The 14,439-nt window shown below is 60.0% G+C and carries 17 protein-coding genes and 2 pseudogenes; 16 read left to right on the forward strand and 3 right to left on the reverse strand.

Going from position 1 to position 14,439, the window contains the following annotated elements:
- Positions 1-45 precede the first annotated feature (45 nt).
- Both ASE04_RS12600 and motA read right to left on the reverse strand, forming a co-directional pair.
- A complete protein-coding gene (locus tag ASE04_RS12600) occupies positions 46-987 on the reverse strand; it encodes a FliM/FliN family flagellar motor switch protein (protein WP_056817598.1) in 942 nt (313 codons plus the stop codon).
- Between the two features lie 6 nt (positions 988-993).
- Complete coding sequence (gene motA / locus ASE04_RS12605; RefSeq protein ID WP_056817600.1) at positions 994-1,866, reverse strand: flagellar motor stator protein MotA; 873 nt, start codon at positions 1,864-1,866, stop codon at positions 994-996.
- A 251-nt stretch (positions 1,867-2,117) separates the two neighbouring features.
- Here motA and flgF point away from each other — a divergent pair, with 251 nt between their 5' ends.
- From flgF to fliP, 13 genes are all read left to right on the forward strand, one after another.
- A complete protein-coding gene (flgF, locus tag ASE04_RS12610; RefSeq protein ID WP_056817713.1) occupies positions 2,118-2,852 on the forward strand; it encodes a flagellar basal-body rod protein FlgF in 735 nt (244 codons plus the stop codon).
- A gap of 17 nt (positions 2,853-2,869) precedes the next feature.
- Positions 2,870-4,261, forward strand: coding sequence for a flagellar protein export ATPase FliI (gene fliI, locus ASE04_RS12615; protein ID WP_056817602.1), 1,392 nt, complete (start codon positions 2,870-2,872; stop codon positions 4,259-4,261).
- Positions 4,262-4,272: 11 nt separating this feature from the next.
- Positions 4,273-4,824, forward strand: a complete 552-nt coding sequence (locus ASE04_RS12620; RefSeq protein WP_056817604.1) for a hypothetical protein — start codon at positions 4,273-4,275, stop codon at positions 4,822-4,824.
- Between the two features lie 159 nt (positions 4,825-4,983).
- Positions 4,984-5,376, forward strand: coding sequence for a flagellar basal body rod protein FlgB (gene flgB, locus ASE04_RS12625; protein WP_056817608.1), 393 nt, complete (start codon positions 4,984-4,986; stop codon positions 5,374-5,376).
- Between the two features lie 2 nt (positions 5,377-5,378).
- Positions 5,379-5,795 carry a flagellar basal body rod protein FlgC gene (flgC, locus tag ASE04_RS12630; RefSeq protein ID WP_056817614.1) on the forward strand — a complete coding sequence of 139 codons (417 nt, stop codon included), beginning with the start codon at positions 5,379-5,381 and terminating at the stop codon, positions 5,793-5,795.
- Positions 5,795-6,121, forward strand: coding sequence for a flagellar hook-basal body complex protein FliE (locus ASE04_RS12635; protein WP_056817715.1), 327 nt, complete (start codon positions 5,795-5,797; stop codon positions 6,119-6,121). The genes flgC and ASE04_RS12635 overlap by 1 nt, the downstream gene beginning before the upstream one ends.
- A 19-nt stretch (positions 6,122-6,140) precedes the next feature.
- On the forward strand, positions 6,141-6,929 hold the full coding sequence (gene flgG / locus ASE04_RS12640; protein ID WP_056817617.1) for a flagellar basal-body rod protein FlgG: 789 nt from the start codon (positions 6,141-6,143) through the stop codon (positions 6,927-6,929).
- Between the two features lie 17 nt (positions 6,930-6,946).
- Complete coding sequence (gene flgA / locus ASE04_RS12645; RefSeq protein ID WP_056817619.1) at positions 6,947-7,429, forward strand: flagellar basal body P-ring formation chaperone FlgA; 483 nt, start codon at positions 6,947-6,949, stop codon at positions 7,427-7,429.
- Positions 7,426-8,547 carry a flagellar basal body P-ring protein FlgI gene (locus ASE04_RS12650; protein WP_056817621.1) on the forward strand — a complete coding sequence of 374 codons (1,122 nt, stop codon included), beginning with the start codon at positions 7,426-7,428 and terminating at the stop codon, positions 8,545-8,547. The genes flgA and ASE04_RS12650 overlap by 4 nt, the downstream gene beginning before the upstream one ends.
- Positions 8,547-9,095 carry a MotE family protein gene (locus ASE04_RS12655; protein ID WP_056817717.1) on the forward strand — a complete coding sequence of 183 codons (549 nt, stop codon included), beginning with the start codon at positions 8,547-8,549 and terminating at the stop codon, positions 9,093-9,095. The genes ASE04_RS12650 and ASE04_RS12655 overlap by 1 nt, the downstream gene beginning before the upstream one ends.
- Positions 9,092-9,808 (forward strand): flagellar basal body L-ring protein FlgH, encoded by a 717-nt coding sequence (gene flgH / locus ASE04_RS12660; RefSeq protein ID WP_056817623.1) that lies wholly within the window; start codon positions 9,092-9,094, stop codon positions 9,806-9,808. Before ASE04_RS12655 ends, flgH begins: the two co-directional genes overlap by 4 nt.
- 9 nt (positions 9,809-9,817) lie before the next feature.
- Complete coding sequence (locus ASE04_RS12665; RefSeq protein ID WP_056817625.1) at positions 9,818-10,333, forward strand: flagellar basal body-associated FliL family protein; 516 nt, start codon at positions 9,818-9,820, stop codon at positions 10,331-10,333.
- The gene (fliP, locus tag ASE04_RS12670) at positions 10,330-11,067 is read left to right on the forward strand and encodes a flagellar type III secretion system pore protein FliP (protein WP_056817627.1); all 738 of its coding nucleotides are present in this window, start codon (positions 10,330-10,332) and stop codon (positions 11,065-11,067) included. Before ASE04_RS12665 ends, fliP begins: the two co-directional genes overlap by 4 nt.
- A 104-nt stretch (positions 11,068-11,171) precedes the next feature.
- On the opposite strand, the gene ASE04_RS12675 is transcribed toward fliP, so the two are convergent.
- The gene (locus ASE04_RS12675) at positions 11,172-13,097 is read right to left on the reverse strand and encodes a tetratricopeptide repeat protein (protein WP_056817629.1); all 1,926 of its coding nucleotides are present in this window, start codon (positions 13,095-13,097) and stop codon (positions 11,172-11,174) included.
- A 357-nt stretch (positions 13,098-13,454) separates the two neighbouring features.
- Between ASE04_RS12675 and ASE04_RS31535 the strand changes: the two genes are divergently transcribed.
- The 3 genes and pseudogenes from ASE04_RS31535 to ASE04_RS31540 form a co-directional block, all read left to right on the forward strand.
- The coding region (locus tag ASE04_RS31535; RefSeq protein WP_443216861.1) for a flagellin N-terminal helical domain-containing protein at positions 13,455-13,812 on the forward strand (358 nt) is incomplete at its 3' end.
- 12 nt (positions 13,813-13,824) lie between these two features.
- A pseudogene (locus ASE04_RS32175) lies at positions 13,825-13,902 on the forward strand (hypothetical protein); the annotation flags it as partial.
- Positions 13,903-13,910: 8 nt separating this feature from the next.
- Positions 13,911-14,439 (forward strand): annotated as a pseudogene (locus tag ASE04_RS31540) (flagellin); the annotation flags it as partial.

A 14,439-nucleotide genomic window follows, 5' to 3' on the forward strand; every position in this document is an offset into this window, starting at 1 on the left:
TGAAACTTGCCTCAACCTGCCTTGAGGCAGGCAGGTGTAAATGGACTAATTCATCAGGTGTCGGATGAGGTCGTCATCCGAATTGATCGTATCCTTGACCCGGACGGTATAATTCTCGCCGGAACGCCCGAATTCGCACACATACAGTTCCTTGCCGTTGGCGCTGACGTCGACACGGACGTCGCCATTGTCGTGGAACGGTATCACGTCGCCTGCCGCGAGCTTCGAGATGGTTCGAAGCGTCAGCTCCTGCAGACGGATTTTTGCGTCCAGAGTGACCTGGGAACGGCGAACCTGTTCCGTGATCTGGTCGGTCCACTCCGATGACTTGGCAGACTGGTTCTTCGCGCGCGGCGCCGTAACGGTCGTCTTCAGAAGAGCAGACTGCGGTACGATCAGCGCGAACTCGGACACGATACCGGAAAGCTTGATCGACATGTTGATCGCGGCTGCGAATTCGTCCGGCTTGTCCTCGGCGGGTTTCGGCCTGTCTTCGATCGCATGCGGCAGCTCGAGGGCGGGTTCGAAACCGCCAGGCGCGTCGACTGCCGAACGCAGGACGTTGGCGATCTTCTCGAACACCGTGACCGCAAGCTCCAGCTCTATCACCGAAAGGATACGATCGGCAGGCTGCTCGACCGTGTCAGGCGATGCGCCAAGCAGATGCTCCATCAGGGTGATGATGAAACCGTTGCCGCAGGCAAGCGTGATATCCTGCGACCAGTTGCGAAGCGAAGCGTTGACGAGCGTGTGGCTGTCGCCGAGATCCGCGATAAGGTCGTTCCTGTGGCCGCTGTGGCAGCCGAGATAGGCAACCTCGACATCGAGGCTGGTCTCGCTCTTGATGACATCCGGCAGGAACCCGCAGTAGACGTCGCCGAAGGCGGCACAGAGCTTTTCGACCGTCGCCTTGTCGCCGAGCCGACCGGTCAGCTTTGCCAGCAAGGCCTCGTTGATGACGGGTTTTGTTTTGAGTGGAGCGTTCATGTGGGTTTACGCCGCCTTGTTCTCGCCGCCCGGGTTCATCATCTCCTGCTCGACCGCGTCGATGGACGGACGCTCGTATGCCGAGATCGTCTTGCGGCCGTATTCCAGGGCGACCTGCGGCACGGAGCCGTTCATGTAGGCCAGGAGGGTCTGTTTGACGATGACGTAGAGGCGGTGCTGCTTCGAGCGAACGATCTTGATCTGCGAGACGATGGGCGAGCAGACGCAATAGGAGAGAAGAATACCGAGGAAGGTACCGACGAGTGCCGAGCCGATCAGGTGTCCGAGCACTTCCGGTGAATCGTTGATGTGCGCCATGGCTTTGATGACGCCGAGAACCGCCGCGACGATACCGATGGCCGGAAACGCGTCGCCCATGGTCTGGATGGCGTGATACGGCTTCATCTTGTCGTGGAGGATGGTGTTGATCTCTTCATCCATCAGCGCTTCGATTTCGTGCGATCGGGCATTGCCGATGATGATCAGGCGGACGTAGTCGCAGATGAAGGCCGTCAGTTCCTTGTTCTTGAGAACCGTTGGCGCGGACTGGAAGATCGAGGATTCTGCCGGATTGTCGATATGTGCTTCGATTTCGTTGCGGGACTTCGTGCGCAGGTCGCGCATCAGCGAATAGAGAACGCCGAGCGTATCGAGATAATTGCGTTCCTTCGGCACGGTGTGCTTGAAGGCTTCGCCCAGCGCCTTGCCGGAATCCTTCACGACTTTCATGGGGTTACCCATGATGAAGCTTCCCAGGCCGGCGCCCCCGATGATGACGAGCTCGAAGGGCTGCCAGAGCGCGTCGAGGTGACCGCCCATGGCCATGAAGCTGCCGATGATGCAGCCGCAAACAATCACAAATCCGATAATGATATTCATCGTCAGTCCAAACCTGATCGTTATTTTCAACCGAAGGGATAGGAGCGCTGGCTTGCGTGAGGCTGATGATTGCCTTGCAGATCAAGCTTTTCGCATGCCAGTTTCGCACAAGGATTTGCTGTCAGGTTGAAGGTGACGAATGGGTATCCGTGCCCGTTTCTGAGATGCCGCCTCAGCGAGATTCGCGCCGAACCAATTTGAAAGCGCCCGGATTTCGTACCGTTCATCGCCAATGCCAGGAGCCTATCTGGATGCAATCCGGTCTTTATGTTTCGCTGTCGTCGCAGATCGCACTCGAACGTCGCCTCACCACGATCGCCGACAACATGGCAAACGTGAACACGACGGGCTTCCGGGGCACCGAGGTCAAGTTCAACGAGCTTCTTGGCGAGACGGGCAACAAGATCAATGCCAAGGTTGCGTACGTCTCCCAGGGCAACGACTACCTCTCCGGCGATAGCGGCGAACTTCAGCACACCGGCAACATGCTCGACTTTGCGATCAAGGGCGACGCGTGGTTTTCGATCGATACGCCTGCCGGCAAGGTCCTCACCAAGGACGGCCGTTTCACCCTGAAGGATTCAGGCGAACTGGTCACGGTTCGTGGCTATCCTGTCCTTGATGCGGGCGGCTCGCCGATCCAGCTCGACAAGGCCGGTGGCGAACCGAAAGTCGGCGCCGATGGCATGATCTACCAGAACGACAAGCAGGCCGGATCGCTGGGTCTCTTCGAGGCCGACATCAGCAAGGGCTACCTGCGCTACGAAAACAGCGGCGTCATGACGACCGACACGCCGCGCGCCGTTACAGACCGCTTCAACGTCGGCGTCCAACAGGGATATCTGGAAAACTCCAACGTCAACGCGATGCGCGAAATCACGCAGCTGATCGAAGTCAACCGCGCCTTCGAAAGCATGACCTCGCTGACCAAGGACAGCGAGGATTCCTTCAACGAGGCAATCAAGACGCTCGGTGGCAGCCGCTGAGCCAGAAAGTCTGACGCATGTCGAATTCGCCTCTCGTTGAAGACGTTCTCTCGCCGAAGCTCGCGCATCTCGGCAGCCTTGTCGCGCGCTATGCAAAACCGGAATTCCTGGTCGCGCCCGGCGGGCACGTGCAAACCATTGCTGCAGGGCACTATACCGTCACCGGCCTGTCACGGCATGTCCGCCTGGGCGAGTTCGTTGCTCACAAGTCGTCGACCGGCGTGCATCTCGGTGAAGTTGTCCGCGTCGAGCCCGATCTCACCTATGTCTGCCCGATCGAACCGGGCGAGCCGATCGGTATCCACGACACCGTCATTCGCAAGGGTGCCTTTCGCATTGCGCCATCCGACAGCTGGTGCGGACGCACGATCAACTCGCTTTGCGAGCCGATCGATGGCCTCGGTCCCGTCGTCGAAGGGCTGACGCGTCGCTCGATCTCCAACAATGCGCCGCCCTCGATGACGCGTCAGCGCGTCGAGAAGGGCTTCAAGACCGGCGTGCGCGCGGTCGATATCTTTTCGCCGCTCTGCCTTGGCCAGCGCCTCGGCATTTTCGCCGGCTCGGGCGTCGGCAAGTCGACGCTGCTTTCGATGCTTGCGCGGGCGGATGCCTTCGACAAGGTCGTCATCGCGCTTGTCGGCGAGCGCGGCCGCGAAGTGCGGGAATTCATCGAAGACACGCTCGGCGCCAACATGAAGAAGTCGATCGCTGTGGTTGCCACGAGCGATGAGAGCCCGATGCTACGTAAGATGGCGCCGCTGACAGCCGTGACGATCGCCGAGCATTTTCGCGACCAGGGCGAGAACGTGCTGCTGATCGTCGATAGCGTCACGCGCTTTGCACACGCCATCCGTGAAGTCGCAACCGCGTCAGGCGAGCCGCCGATTGCCCGCGGTTACCCCGCATCGGTCTTTACCGAATTGCCGAGGTTGCTGGAACGCGCCGGCCCCGGTCCGGAAGGCACCGGAACGATCACGGCGATCATCTCCATTCTCGTCGACGGCGACAATCACAACGATCCGATCGCCGACTCCACGCGCGGCATTCTCGACGGCCATATTGTTCTGCAGCGCAGCCTCGCCGAGGAAGGGCGCTACCCGCCGGTCGATCCGCTGGCGTCGATCTCACGTCTCGCCCGCAAGGCCTGGACGCCGGATCAGGAAAAGCTGGTGTCGCGCCTGAAGACGCTGATTCACCGCTTCGAGGAAACGCGCGACCTCAGACTGATCGGTGGTTATCGCCAGGGTGCCGACCCGGATCTGGACATGGCGGTGAAGCAGGTACCGATTATTTACGATGTTTTGAAACAGTCCCCGGGAGATGCTGATTCGAGGGATGCCTTCGCCGATCTGGCGAGCGCTCTGAAGGCTGCCGCCGGCGCCGGCAACCAGCCCGGCATTCGCAGATAGAGAGGCGACCCGTGACCGATTTCGACGATGATGAAAAGATCGCGCCGCTGAAGCCGAAGGGCCGCAGGACGACGATGCTCGACCGGACCTTGACCGTCACCGGTCTGTTGCTGGCGGGCGCCTCGGCATTCTTTCCGTGGTACGTCTTCTTCAACGAAGACAAGTTCGGCATCAACGTCGCACAGGGCGACCGCACGCGCGAGCTCCCGGACTGGCCGGCCCGCAACGTCTTCAGCGTGTCTCCTCTGGCGATGGCGAACAAGAACCCGCCTGAAAAGAAACCCGAGCTGCCCATCGATCCGTTGACGACGGCGACGGTATCGAGCATCGGCAAGGAAGACGACAAGGGAATCCCGGCTGAAGATCAGCCATTCCCCGGCAAGTCCAGCTTCCGCCTCCTGCACGTCGCCAACGGCCGGGCGCTGATCGAAGACAACTCGGGCATGTATGTCGTCCGCGTCGGCTCGATTCTCCCGGATGAGAGCCGCCTGGCAACGCTTGAAGAACGTGATGGAAAGTGGGTCATCGTGACGTCGAAAGGCGATGTCTACCAGCGCAACTGACTCTCTCGACGAAATTTCATCAGAAGGCCCCGCCCAATCCAGGCGGGGCCTTCGTCGTTTTGGCGTGCATGAAGCATCGCCGCCAAAGAACCGGCTCTTCCGTAAGTCTGACGCAAGATTACCGCCGTAGGTTTGCGACAGTAAAAACGGAGAGTTCCCATGCAACCGATTCAACTGTTCGACTTGGCCTCGCGGCAGGCGGAATGGCTGACGATCCGGCAGGAGGTTGTTGCCGGCAACATCGCGAATGCGAACACGCCGAAATTCCGCGCGAAGGACATCACGCCTTTCGAGGCCGTTCTCGACAAGTCGGACGTTACCATGGCGCGCACCAATGCGGCGCATCTGACCGGTAACGACCTGAGCACGAAGAGCGACATCGACGTCAAGGATGCAAATCTCGATCAGGAAATCGGCGTGCAGGAGTCCGGCAATACGGTTGGCCTCGCGGAAGAACTCTCCAAGTCCGGTGAAATCAAGCGGCAGTACGAGCTGAACACCTCGCTCGTCAGCTCGTTCAACCGGTTGATGCTCATGACGGTGAAGAGCTAATTATGGATCCTTTGTCAGCAGCCCTTAAAATTGCCGGATCGGGCCTCGAGGCGCAGTCCACGCGCCTTCGCATCGTTTCGGAAAACATCGCGAACGCCCGTTCGACCGGCGATACGCCAGGCGCCGATCCCTATCGCCGCAAGACGATTACCTTCGGTGAGTCGGTCGATCGCGCATCCGGCGTCAACACGGTCAACGTCAAGAAGCTCGGTGTCGACGAATCGAAATTCACCACCGAATTTGATCCGAGCAATCCCGCCGCCGACGAGAAGGGCGTGGTCAAGCTGCCGAACGTCAACATGCTCATCGAGATGGCGGACATGCGCGAAGCGAACCGCTCCTACGATGCCAATCTGCAGACCATCAAGCAGTCGCGCGACCTCATCTCCCAAACGATCGACCTTCTGAAGAGCCAATGATGATTAGCAATGTGAACAATATCAGCTCCTTGTCGATGACGCGCGATCTCGCGGGTGTCGATCTCGGAAAGACGACGGCTTCCTCCGCAGCCGAAAGTGCAGCCAGCGATGGCAGCTTTGCCTCGGTGCTCAGCAACGTCGCCAATGGCGCCGTCAACACCCTCAAGAACGCCGAAAGCATGTCTTTCGCGGGCATCAAGGGGACCGCCACGACACGTGAAGTTGTCGATGCGGTCATGCAGGCACAGCAGACGCTTCAGACGGCGATCGCCATTCGAGACAAGGTCGTTTCGTCCTTCCTCGAAGTCACCAAGATGCAGATGTAGTTGATTTAAGGACGAAGCCATGAGAGCGCTTGCCATTGCTGCCACGGGTATGGATGCCCAGCAGACCAATCTTGAAGTCATTGCCAACAACATCGCGAACATCAACACGACCGGTTTCAAGCGTGCCCGTGCCGAATTCACGGACCTGCTGTACCAGACCGAGCGTGCCAAGGGCGTGTCGAATCGCGCCAACCAGGCGATCGTTCCCGAGGGCGCCAACATCGGTCTCGGTGTTCAGACATCGGCCGTCCGCAACCTGCACATCCAGGGCGAATTGGCGCAGACCGGCAACGATCTCGACGTCGCGCTGGTGGGCCGCGGTTTCTTCCAGATTCAGGCGCCTGATGGCACGACGCTCTACACCCGCGCCGGCGCCTTCAACAAGAACGAAACCGGCCAGATCGTAACGGTCGACGGATACACCGTCGCTCCGACGATCACGATTCCGACGGGCTCGACCGAACTGACGATCAGCCGCTCGGGGGAGGTGACCGCGAAGCTTCCGGGCGCGACGGCAGCAAGCACGCTCGGCCAGCTGCAGATCGCCGACTTCGTCAACGAAGCCGGCCTCCAGCCTCTCGGCGACAACCTTTATGCCGAAACGCCAGCGTCCGGTCAGCCGGTTGTCGGCACGCCCGGCGAAGAAAACTACGCCTACCTGAAGCAGAGCTATCTCGAGTCGTCGAACGTCGATCCGGTGAAGGAAATCACCGAACTGATCTCGGCTCAGCGCGCCTACGAAATGAACTCCAAGGTCATCACCACAGCCGACGAGATGGCCTCCATCGTCAGCAAGAACCTGAAGTAACAGGGAAGAGCCGAAACATGATGTTTTGCCGGGTTGGAACCGTTCGCGGATGGACATCCGCCATCGCAATCGTTGTCACTGCCTTATCCGCACCGAACGCCTGGGCGTCCGGCATGGGTCTAGCGGTCGTACCGACAGCGATCATCTACCCCGGCGATACAATCTCGAGCGCCCAGGTGCAGGAAGTCGAGGTCACAAACCCCAATCTGGTCGGCGACTATGCAAAGTCGGTCGGGCAGGTCGAGGGAATGATTTCGAAACGAACCTTCCTGCCGGGGCGGACGATTTCCCTGTCGGGCCTGCGCGAACCGTACACGGTGACGCGCGGCTCTTCGATCCGTTTGGTCTTCACGCTTGGCGCGATGATGATCTCCGCAGCCGGTTCGCCTCTTGAAGACGGCATGACCGGGCAGATGGTCCGCGTTCGCAACATGGATTCCGGCGTCATTGTCAGCGGCACGGTGCTTGCCGACGGCACAATCCACGTGGCCGCAAAATGAAGATAATCTCCCGCCTTTTCATCGCTCTTGCAGTCTTCTCGTCGAGCTTCGCCAATGTGGCGCCGGCCGCCACGATGACGTCGCGGATCAAGGACATTGCCTCGCTTCAGGCAGGCCGTGACAACCAGCTGATCGGCTACGGTCTGATCGTTGGTCTTCAGGGTACGGGCGACGGCTTCAGAGCCTCGCCGTTCACCGAGCAGTCCATGCGCGCCATGCTGCAGAACCTCGGCATTTCCACGCAGGGTGGGCAGTCGAACGCGAAAAACACCGCCGCCGTCATGGTCACGGCCAATCTGCCGCCGTTCGCCAGCCCCGGCAGCCGCATCGATGTGAACGTCAGCTCGCTTGGCGACGCGACGTCGCTGCGCGGCGGAACGCTCATCATGACGTCGCTTTCAGGCGCCGATGGCCAGATCTACGCCGTTGCGCAGGGATCGATCGTCGTTTCCGGCTTTTCGGCGCAGGGGCAGGCATCGAGCGTTACCGAAGGCGTGACGACGGCCGGCCGCGTGCCGGGCGGCGCGATCATCGAGCGTGAACTGCCGTCGCGCTTCAAGGATTCGGTCAATCTCGTCCTGCAACTGCGCAACCCGGATTTCTCGACAGCGGTTCGCATTGCCGATGTCGTCAACGGCTATGCCAAGTCCCGCTTCGGCGGTCCTGTCGCCGATGCGAAGGATGCCCAGGAAGTCATCGTCCAGAAGCCGCGCGAGGCCGATCTGACGCGCCTGATGGCCGACATCGAAAACCTGTCGGTCGAGACCGATACGCCGGCCAAGGTGGTGGTCAACGAGCGTACCGGCACCATCGTCATCGGCGCTGATGTACGCGTCTCACCGGTTGCCGTGAGCTACGGTACCCTGACCGTGCAGGTCACCGAGACTCCGCAGATCATCCAGCCTGAGCCGTTCTCCCGTGGTGTGACCGCGGTCCAGCCGCAGACGGATATCGCCGCGCAGAAGACGGGCGGCAAGGTGGCGCTGCTTGACGGTCCGGATCTCAAGACCCTTGTCGCGGGCCTCAACAATATCGGCGTCAAGCCTGACGGCATCATCGCGATCCTTCAGGGCATCAAGTCGGCCGGGGCGCTGCAAGCGGAGCTCGTACTGCAATGATGACGAAGGCGAGTGGCCAGAACACAGCCATTTCCGATCTGCTGCGGCGCGTCGCCTTGCCGGCCGCCGCACTGGTCATGCTGACGATCCCGGGCGCTTTCGCGCAAGAGGCTCGTCCTTCTGCCGGCGGTGAGCTGACCTCCGAGGAAGAAATCAAGCAGTTCTGCACGAATATCGCCGACCCGGCGCGCGACCAGCGCTATCTCTTGCAGAAGCAGGAGCTTGAGAAGCTGCGTACCGACGTGGATAGCCGCATCGTTGAAATGCAGAAGCGCAAGGAAGAATACGAGGACTGGCTGAAGCGCCGCGACAACTTCCTGAAGCAGGCGGAAGCTGGTCTCACTGACATCTACAAGAAAATGAAGCCGGACGCTGCCGCAACGCAGCTGCAGGAAATGCGGATCGAAGTGGCGGCCGCCGTCATCATGCGGCTGAACCCGACACAGTCGAGCCTCATCCTCAACGAGATGGATCCGAAAAAGGCTGCCGTCATCGCCAACATTATCGCAAGCGCGTCCGATCCAAATACGTCGAAGGATCCATCATGAAGAAGTATTTCCCGGTCGCCATCGCCGCCGTGGCCATGCTTGCCGGCTGCCAGTCGCCGCAAGCCGTCAACGAGATCGGTCGCGCGCCTGCGATGAGCCCGATCGGCAGCGGTCTCGCATATGGTCAGACGCAGCAGATGTCGATGTATCCGAAGCAGCCGCGCCAGGTGGCGCAGGGCTATTCGCTCTGGAGCGATTCACAGGCAGCTCTTTTCAAGGACGCCCGCGCTCTCAATGTCGGTGACATCCTCACCGTCGACATCGCCATCAACGACAAGGGTTCGTTCGACAACGAGACCAACCGCAGCCGCACGAACTCGAGCGGGCTGAGCTGGGATGTCGCGGCCAACGTCCTCGGCTGGAACCCGTCGTCGAAGACGGATATCACCTACGGATCGGACACCAGCACTGACGGCAAGGGCAAGATCGAGCGCACCGACAAGCTGACGCTGATGGTCGCCGCCGTCGTGACCGGTATTCTCGAGAACGGAAACCTCGTGATCAGCGGCTCGCAGGAAGTCCGGCTGAACCAGGAACTTCGCATTCTCAACGTCGCCGGTATCGTGCGTCCGCAGGACGTCAATGCGGACAACCAGATTTCCTACGACAAGATCGCCGAAGCGCGCATCTCCTATGGTGGCCGTGGTCGCCTGATGGAAGTGCAGCAGCCGCCTCGTGGCCAGCAGGCCATCGATCTCTTCTCGCCGCTCTGAGGCTGATCCATGGCAGAAGCAGAGGCCGCCGAAGGCCAACCGAAGAAGAAATCGGCCGCAATGATGACGATCATCGGCGTTGCCGTGCTGACGCTACTGGGCGCCGGCGGCGGCTGGGTGGTCGGCGGCATGGTTTCGCCGAACGTCAAGGCCGCCGCTCAGGAAGAGCAGGCAAAGGAATCCAAAGAGGCCTCGGCCAAGAAGGAAGGCGAGGGCGGGCTGCCGCATATATCGACGGAAGCAAACAACGTCGTGCAGCTCGAGCCGATCACCTCCAACCTCGCCTATCCGTCGGAGAACTGGGTGCGGCTTGAGGTCGCGCTCCTCTTCTCCGGCCCGCCTGATGTCAAGCTTGCCGAGGATATCCACCAGGACATCCTTGCCTATATCCGCACCGTTTCGCTGCAGCAGATCGAAGGTCCGCGCGGCTTTCAATATCTTAGGGATGACGTCCAGGAACGTGTTGACCTCCGCGCGCAGGGACGCGTATCGAAGGTCATGTTCAGGACCTTCGTCATCGAATGATTCGATTCCTTCTGCTTTTTGCTGCCATGATGGCGGTACCGGAGCTGGCGCACGCCCAGCAATTGCCGACGAACCTGTTGAACCTGCCGGTCGACGGTTCGGTTGCAGCATGGATCATCAGGACCTTCGGGCTGCTAACCGTTCTTTCGGTCGCGCCGGGCATCCTGATCATGGTCACGAGCTTTCCGCGCTTCGTCATCGCGTTCTCGATCCTTCGTTCCGGCATGGGCCTAGCGTCCACGCCGTCCAACATGATCCTGCTGTCACTATCGCTGTTCATGACCTTCTACGTCATGCAGCCGACCTTCGATCAGGCATGGCAGACTGGCGTCCAGCCACTTCTTTCCAACCAGATCAATGAGCAGCAGGCCATCGAACGCATCGCCGAACCGTTTCGCACGTTCATGAGCCTGAACACCCGTGAAAAGGATCTGGCGCTCTTTGTCGATCTCGCGCGGGAACGAGGCCAGGAGGTCGCGACAGGCGACAAGACCGACTACCGCGTGCTCGTTCCGGCCTTCATGATCTCGGAAATCCGTCGTGGCTTTGAAATCGGCTTTCTCGTGGTTCTCCCGTTCCTGGTGATCGACCTGATCGTGGCAACCATCACCATGGCCATGGGTATGATGATGCTGCCGCCGACGTCCATTTCGCTGCCCTTCAAGATTCTGTTCTTCGTCCTGATCGACGGCTGGAACCTTCTCGTCGGAAGTCTGGTTCGCTCGTTCCACTGATAGAGCGATATTCTCCAGGCCGCGCTTCGGTGCGCTGTAACTGCTCAAACAAAAAGCCCCGCAGGCGTTCGCCCGCGGGGCTTTTTATATTGTCAGGCGGTTCTCTATTCGAAGCTGAAGAATGGTTCCGTGCGGGCCGGAAGCGGCGGCACGTCGAAGTGGTCGGGTTCCTGCCCGAGCTTCGCCCGCTCGATCATCATCTCGTAGGCTTTCTCCAGATGCAGGCGGAAGCGATCGGCGTCGAAGAGCGGCTTGATGACCGCGTTCTCCCGGATGCGCTGCCTGTATTCGACAAGCCGGGCCGGATTCGTGGCCAGCTCGACGGCCATGTCTTCGTAAGCAGGCTTGTCGAGTGCAACGAGTTCCGGCAGCCCAATGGTATTCAGGAGGCTCTCGCTGACGCGTGAAGCGAAATTGGTGCCCTTGACCGTCAGAACCGGCAGGCCGCCCCACAGCTGCTCCGACGTGGTCGTGTGGCCGTTTACCGGGAAGGTATCGAGGCCGAGGTCGGCTGCCTGCTGACGGTCGATATGTTCCTCGTAGCTGACGCGGGGGCAGAAGATGATCCGTTCGGACGAGATGCCCTGCTTGTTGATGTAGTTGAGCAGGTTGGTCTGCGTGCGCGGCGATGAGAGCATCAGCCACAGAACGCTGTTCGGCGTCCGCTTCAGGATCCGGCACCAGATGTCGAGAACCTCGGTGTTGATCTTGCGGTTCGCGTTGAACGAAGCGAAGACGAAGGCGTCTTCGGGCAGCCCCGCCTGCGCGCGGCTCATCGGCTTCGGCTTCGGGCGGTTCTCCGAGTCGTTCGGCTGGTAGCTGTCAGGCATACGGACCAGCTTCTCGTGATAATTCGCTTCGCTCGATGCCGGCAGCACGAAACGGTCGCCGATCGCGTAGTCGAGATCGACATCGTTGACGCTGCCCGGGAAGCCGAGCCAGGCCGCCTGTATCGGCGCGCCGCCATAGTTCAGGATGCGGGACCGTCCGCCGAACGTATGGCCCTTGAGATCGACGAGAATATCGATATTCCGCTCGCGGATCGCGCGTGCAGCAGTCTCGTCGTCCATGTCGCGGACGATGCAGACGTCGCCCCAGATCGAGCGATCGATCTTTCCGGCTTCGTATTCCAGGTACTTTTCGTCGGTGTGGCAGAAGAGCGTGATCTCGAATTTATTGCGATCGTGCAGTTCGAGCACGCGGCGCAGCAGCTTCATCGTTGCGTGGCCGGCCCAGAGGTCCGACGAGAGATAGCCGATGCGGATCTTGTCGCCCCAGGCATGGGGCACTGCCTTTCGCCGCTCGGCGGCTTCCTTCAGCTGGATCACCGGATTGTGCGAAGCAAGCGCGTTCAGCTTTTCGTCTTCGCACCAGTGCAGATGATAGAACGGATTGTCTCGGCCAAGGAAGCTCAGATTGCCGTCGTCAAGCAGCCTCCTGATCGGCATGAATTCCTTCGCGGCAACGTCGAAGTCGCAGACTTCTCGCGAGAAGACCAGCTTCAGAAGCCGCAGCGGCATGATGTCGGGAAACCTCTTGAACAGATTTCCGACGAGCGTCTCGTTCGTGATGTCGAGAATATCGTCGCTGAGCAGGTGCACGGCAAAACGAACATGCTCCGGATTGCTGCTCTCCGAAATCACCTTGCGGTAAGGGCTGAGGAGATCCTTCCGGCCCCGCTTCAGATGAATGGAGGCGAGCACGTAGGCCACATCGGCATCGGAGCGCGCCAGCGACATGATCCGCAGCGCCTGCAACAGCGCCTGTTCCTCGTCGCCTACCGCGAAATAGAGCAGGGCTGCCTCACGGGTATAGGGCGACTCTGCCACGGTATCGAGCTCGCCCGCAAGCGCATAGGCGCTCGCCGCTTCCGCCTTGAAGCCGAGTTTCAGGAGATTTTTAGCCAACAGGACGTATGTCTTGACGTCTCGTTGGGTGTCGACCAGCTTGTTCAGGACTTCGAGCGACTTGAGGTACTGCCCTTTTTGATAATCCTTGGATGCTGCTGCAAACGAGATGTTGGTATTCAAGATCCGCTCCGTTCCGGAAATTCATCAAGAGGCGCAACACGGCCGACGGACCATCAGGCGGATTCTGCACCTAGTTTGCATCACCTTAGACAGGCGAACCTTGCTTGAAACAGGAGCCGTGGTTCCCAAGCGCACTGACCCTAGATTTTAGGGGGCTGTTAACCACCCCACCACTAGCGCTGGATTTGAAAGCGCTTTTAATGAGTTGGCAAGAAATGACTGCGAGATTGGCTCTCGACATGACGGGTTTGGTTGCTCAATTGGAACGGCACCGAGTGGCATGAAGCTGGTCCGTCATCGCCGGTACACAAGTCCGGTATGTCCTCCTTTTGTATCTTGTTTCCAGGGGACAGACTCATGACAAGCATTAACACGAACACTTCCGCAATGGCGGCTCTCCAGACGCTGCGTAACGTCAACAATGGCCTGAAGGATACGCAGAACGCCGTTTCGTCTGGTCTGCGCGTCGGCAAAGCATCTGACAACGCTGCCTACTGGTCGATCGCAACGACCATGAAGTCGGACAACAAGGCCCTCTCGGCTGTTTCCGACGCCCTCGGCATGGGTGCTGCGAAGCTGGACACCGCCTACACGGCCGTTGACAGCTCGATCGACATCGTCGGCGAAATCAAGGCCAAGCTCGTCGCAGCCAGCGAAAAGGGCGTCGACAAGGGCAAGCTTCAGGACGAAATCACGCAGCTCCAGGCACAGCTCTNTCGTCGGCGAAATCAAGGCCAAGCTCGTCGCAGCCAGCGAAAAGGGCGTCGACAAGGGCAAGCTTCAGGACGAAATCACGCAGCTCCAGGCACAGCTCTACAGCGTTGCCCAGTCTGCTTCGTTCAACGGCGAAAACTGGGTCAACAACGCAGGCGGCACCGTCAGCGTCGTTTCGTCCTTCGTCCGCGGCACCGATGGCACCGTCTCGATCAAGACGACCGACTACTCGCTCGGCGCAACGAACACCCTGTTCAACGGCACCACCAGCGGCGGTATCCTCGGCGCAACCGGCACGGCTTCGAGCAAGTCGRTYTWCGGCTTCACGATCRGTTCGRCCACGACSCAGGGCACCATCGACAACCTGCTGACGGACGTYGAAWCSGCTCTGAAGAACATGACGACCCTCGGCTCGCAGCTCGGTTCGCTGCAGACCCGCGTCGACATCCAGACGGACTTCGTTTCGTCGCTGAGCGACTCGATCGACACCGGTATCGGCCGCCTGGTTGACGCCGACATGGAAGAAGAATCTTCGAAGCTGACGGCCCTGCAGACGCAGCAGTCGCTGGCGATCCAGTCGCTGTCGATCGCTAACTCTTCTTCGCAGAACATCCTGCAGCTGTTCCGC

This window comes from Rhizobium sp. Root708 (assembly GCF_001429725.1).
Lineage (GTDB): Bacteria > Pseudomonadota > Alphaproteobacteria > Rhizobiales > Rhizobiaceae > Rhizobium.

What these genes read in the sequence shown, in the direction of transcription:
- flgB (WP_056817608.1), top strand. Translation starts at nt 4,984, where the DNA reads ATGCAACCGATTCAACTGTTCGACTTGGCCTCGCGGCAGGCGGAATGG.
- ASE04_RS12635 (WP_056817715.1), top strand. Translation starts at nt 5,795, where the DNA reads ATGATTAGCAATGTGAACAATATCAGCTCCTTGTCGATGACGCGCGAT.
- flgG (WP_056817617.1), top strand. Translation starts at nt 6,141, where the DNA reads ATGAGAGCGCTTGCCATTGCTGCCACGGGTATGGATGCCCAGCAGACC.
- flgH (WP_056817623.1), top strand. Translation starts at nt 9,092, where the DNA reads ATGAAGAAGTATTTCCCGGTCGCCATCGCCGCCGTGGCCATGCTTGCC.
- fliP (WP_056817627.1), top strand. Translation starts at nt 10,330, where the DNA reads ATGATTCGATTCCTTCTGCTTTTTGCTGCCATGATGGCGGTACCGGAG.
- ASE04_RS12650 (WP_056817621.1), top strand. Translation starts at nt 7,426, where the DNA reads ATGAAGATAATCTCCCGCCTTTTCATCGCTCTTGCAGTCTTCTCGTCG.
- flgC (WP_056817614.1), top strand. Translation starts at nt 5,379, where the DNA reads ATGGATCCTTTGTCAGCAGCCCTTAAAATTGCCGGATCGGGCCTCGAG.
- ASE04_RS12655 (WP_056817717.1), top strand. Translation starts at nt 8,547, where the DNA reads ATGACGAAGGCGAGTGGCCAGAACACAGCCATTTCCGATCTGCTGCGG.
- flgA (WP_056817619.1), top strand. Translation starts at nt 6,947, where the DNA reads ATGATGTTTTGCCGGGTTGGAACCGTTCGCGGATGGACATCCGCCATC.
- flgF (WP_056817713.1), top strand. Translation starts at nt 2,118, where the DNA reads ATGCAATCCGGTCTTTATGTTTCGCTGTCGTCGCAGATCGCACTCGAA.
- fliI (WP_056817602.1), top strand. Translation starts at nt 2,870, where the DNA reads ATGTCGAATTCGCCTCTCGTTGAAGACGTTCTCTCGCCGAAGCTCGCG.
- ASE04_RS12600 (WP_056817598.1), bottom strand. Translation starts at nt 987, where the DNA reads ATGAACGCTCCACTCAAAACAAAACCCGTCATCAACGAGGCCTTGCTG.
- ASE04_RS12665 (WP_056817625.1), top strand. Translation starts at nt 9,818, where the DNA reads ATGGCAGAAGCAGAGGCCGCCGAAGGCCAACCGAAGAAGAAATCGGCC.
- motA (WP_056817600.1), bottom strand. Translation starts at nt 1,866, where the DNA reads ATGAATATCATTATCGGATTTGTGATTGTTTGCGGCTGCATCATCGGC.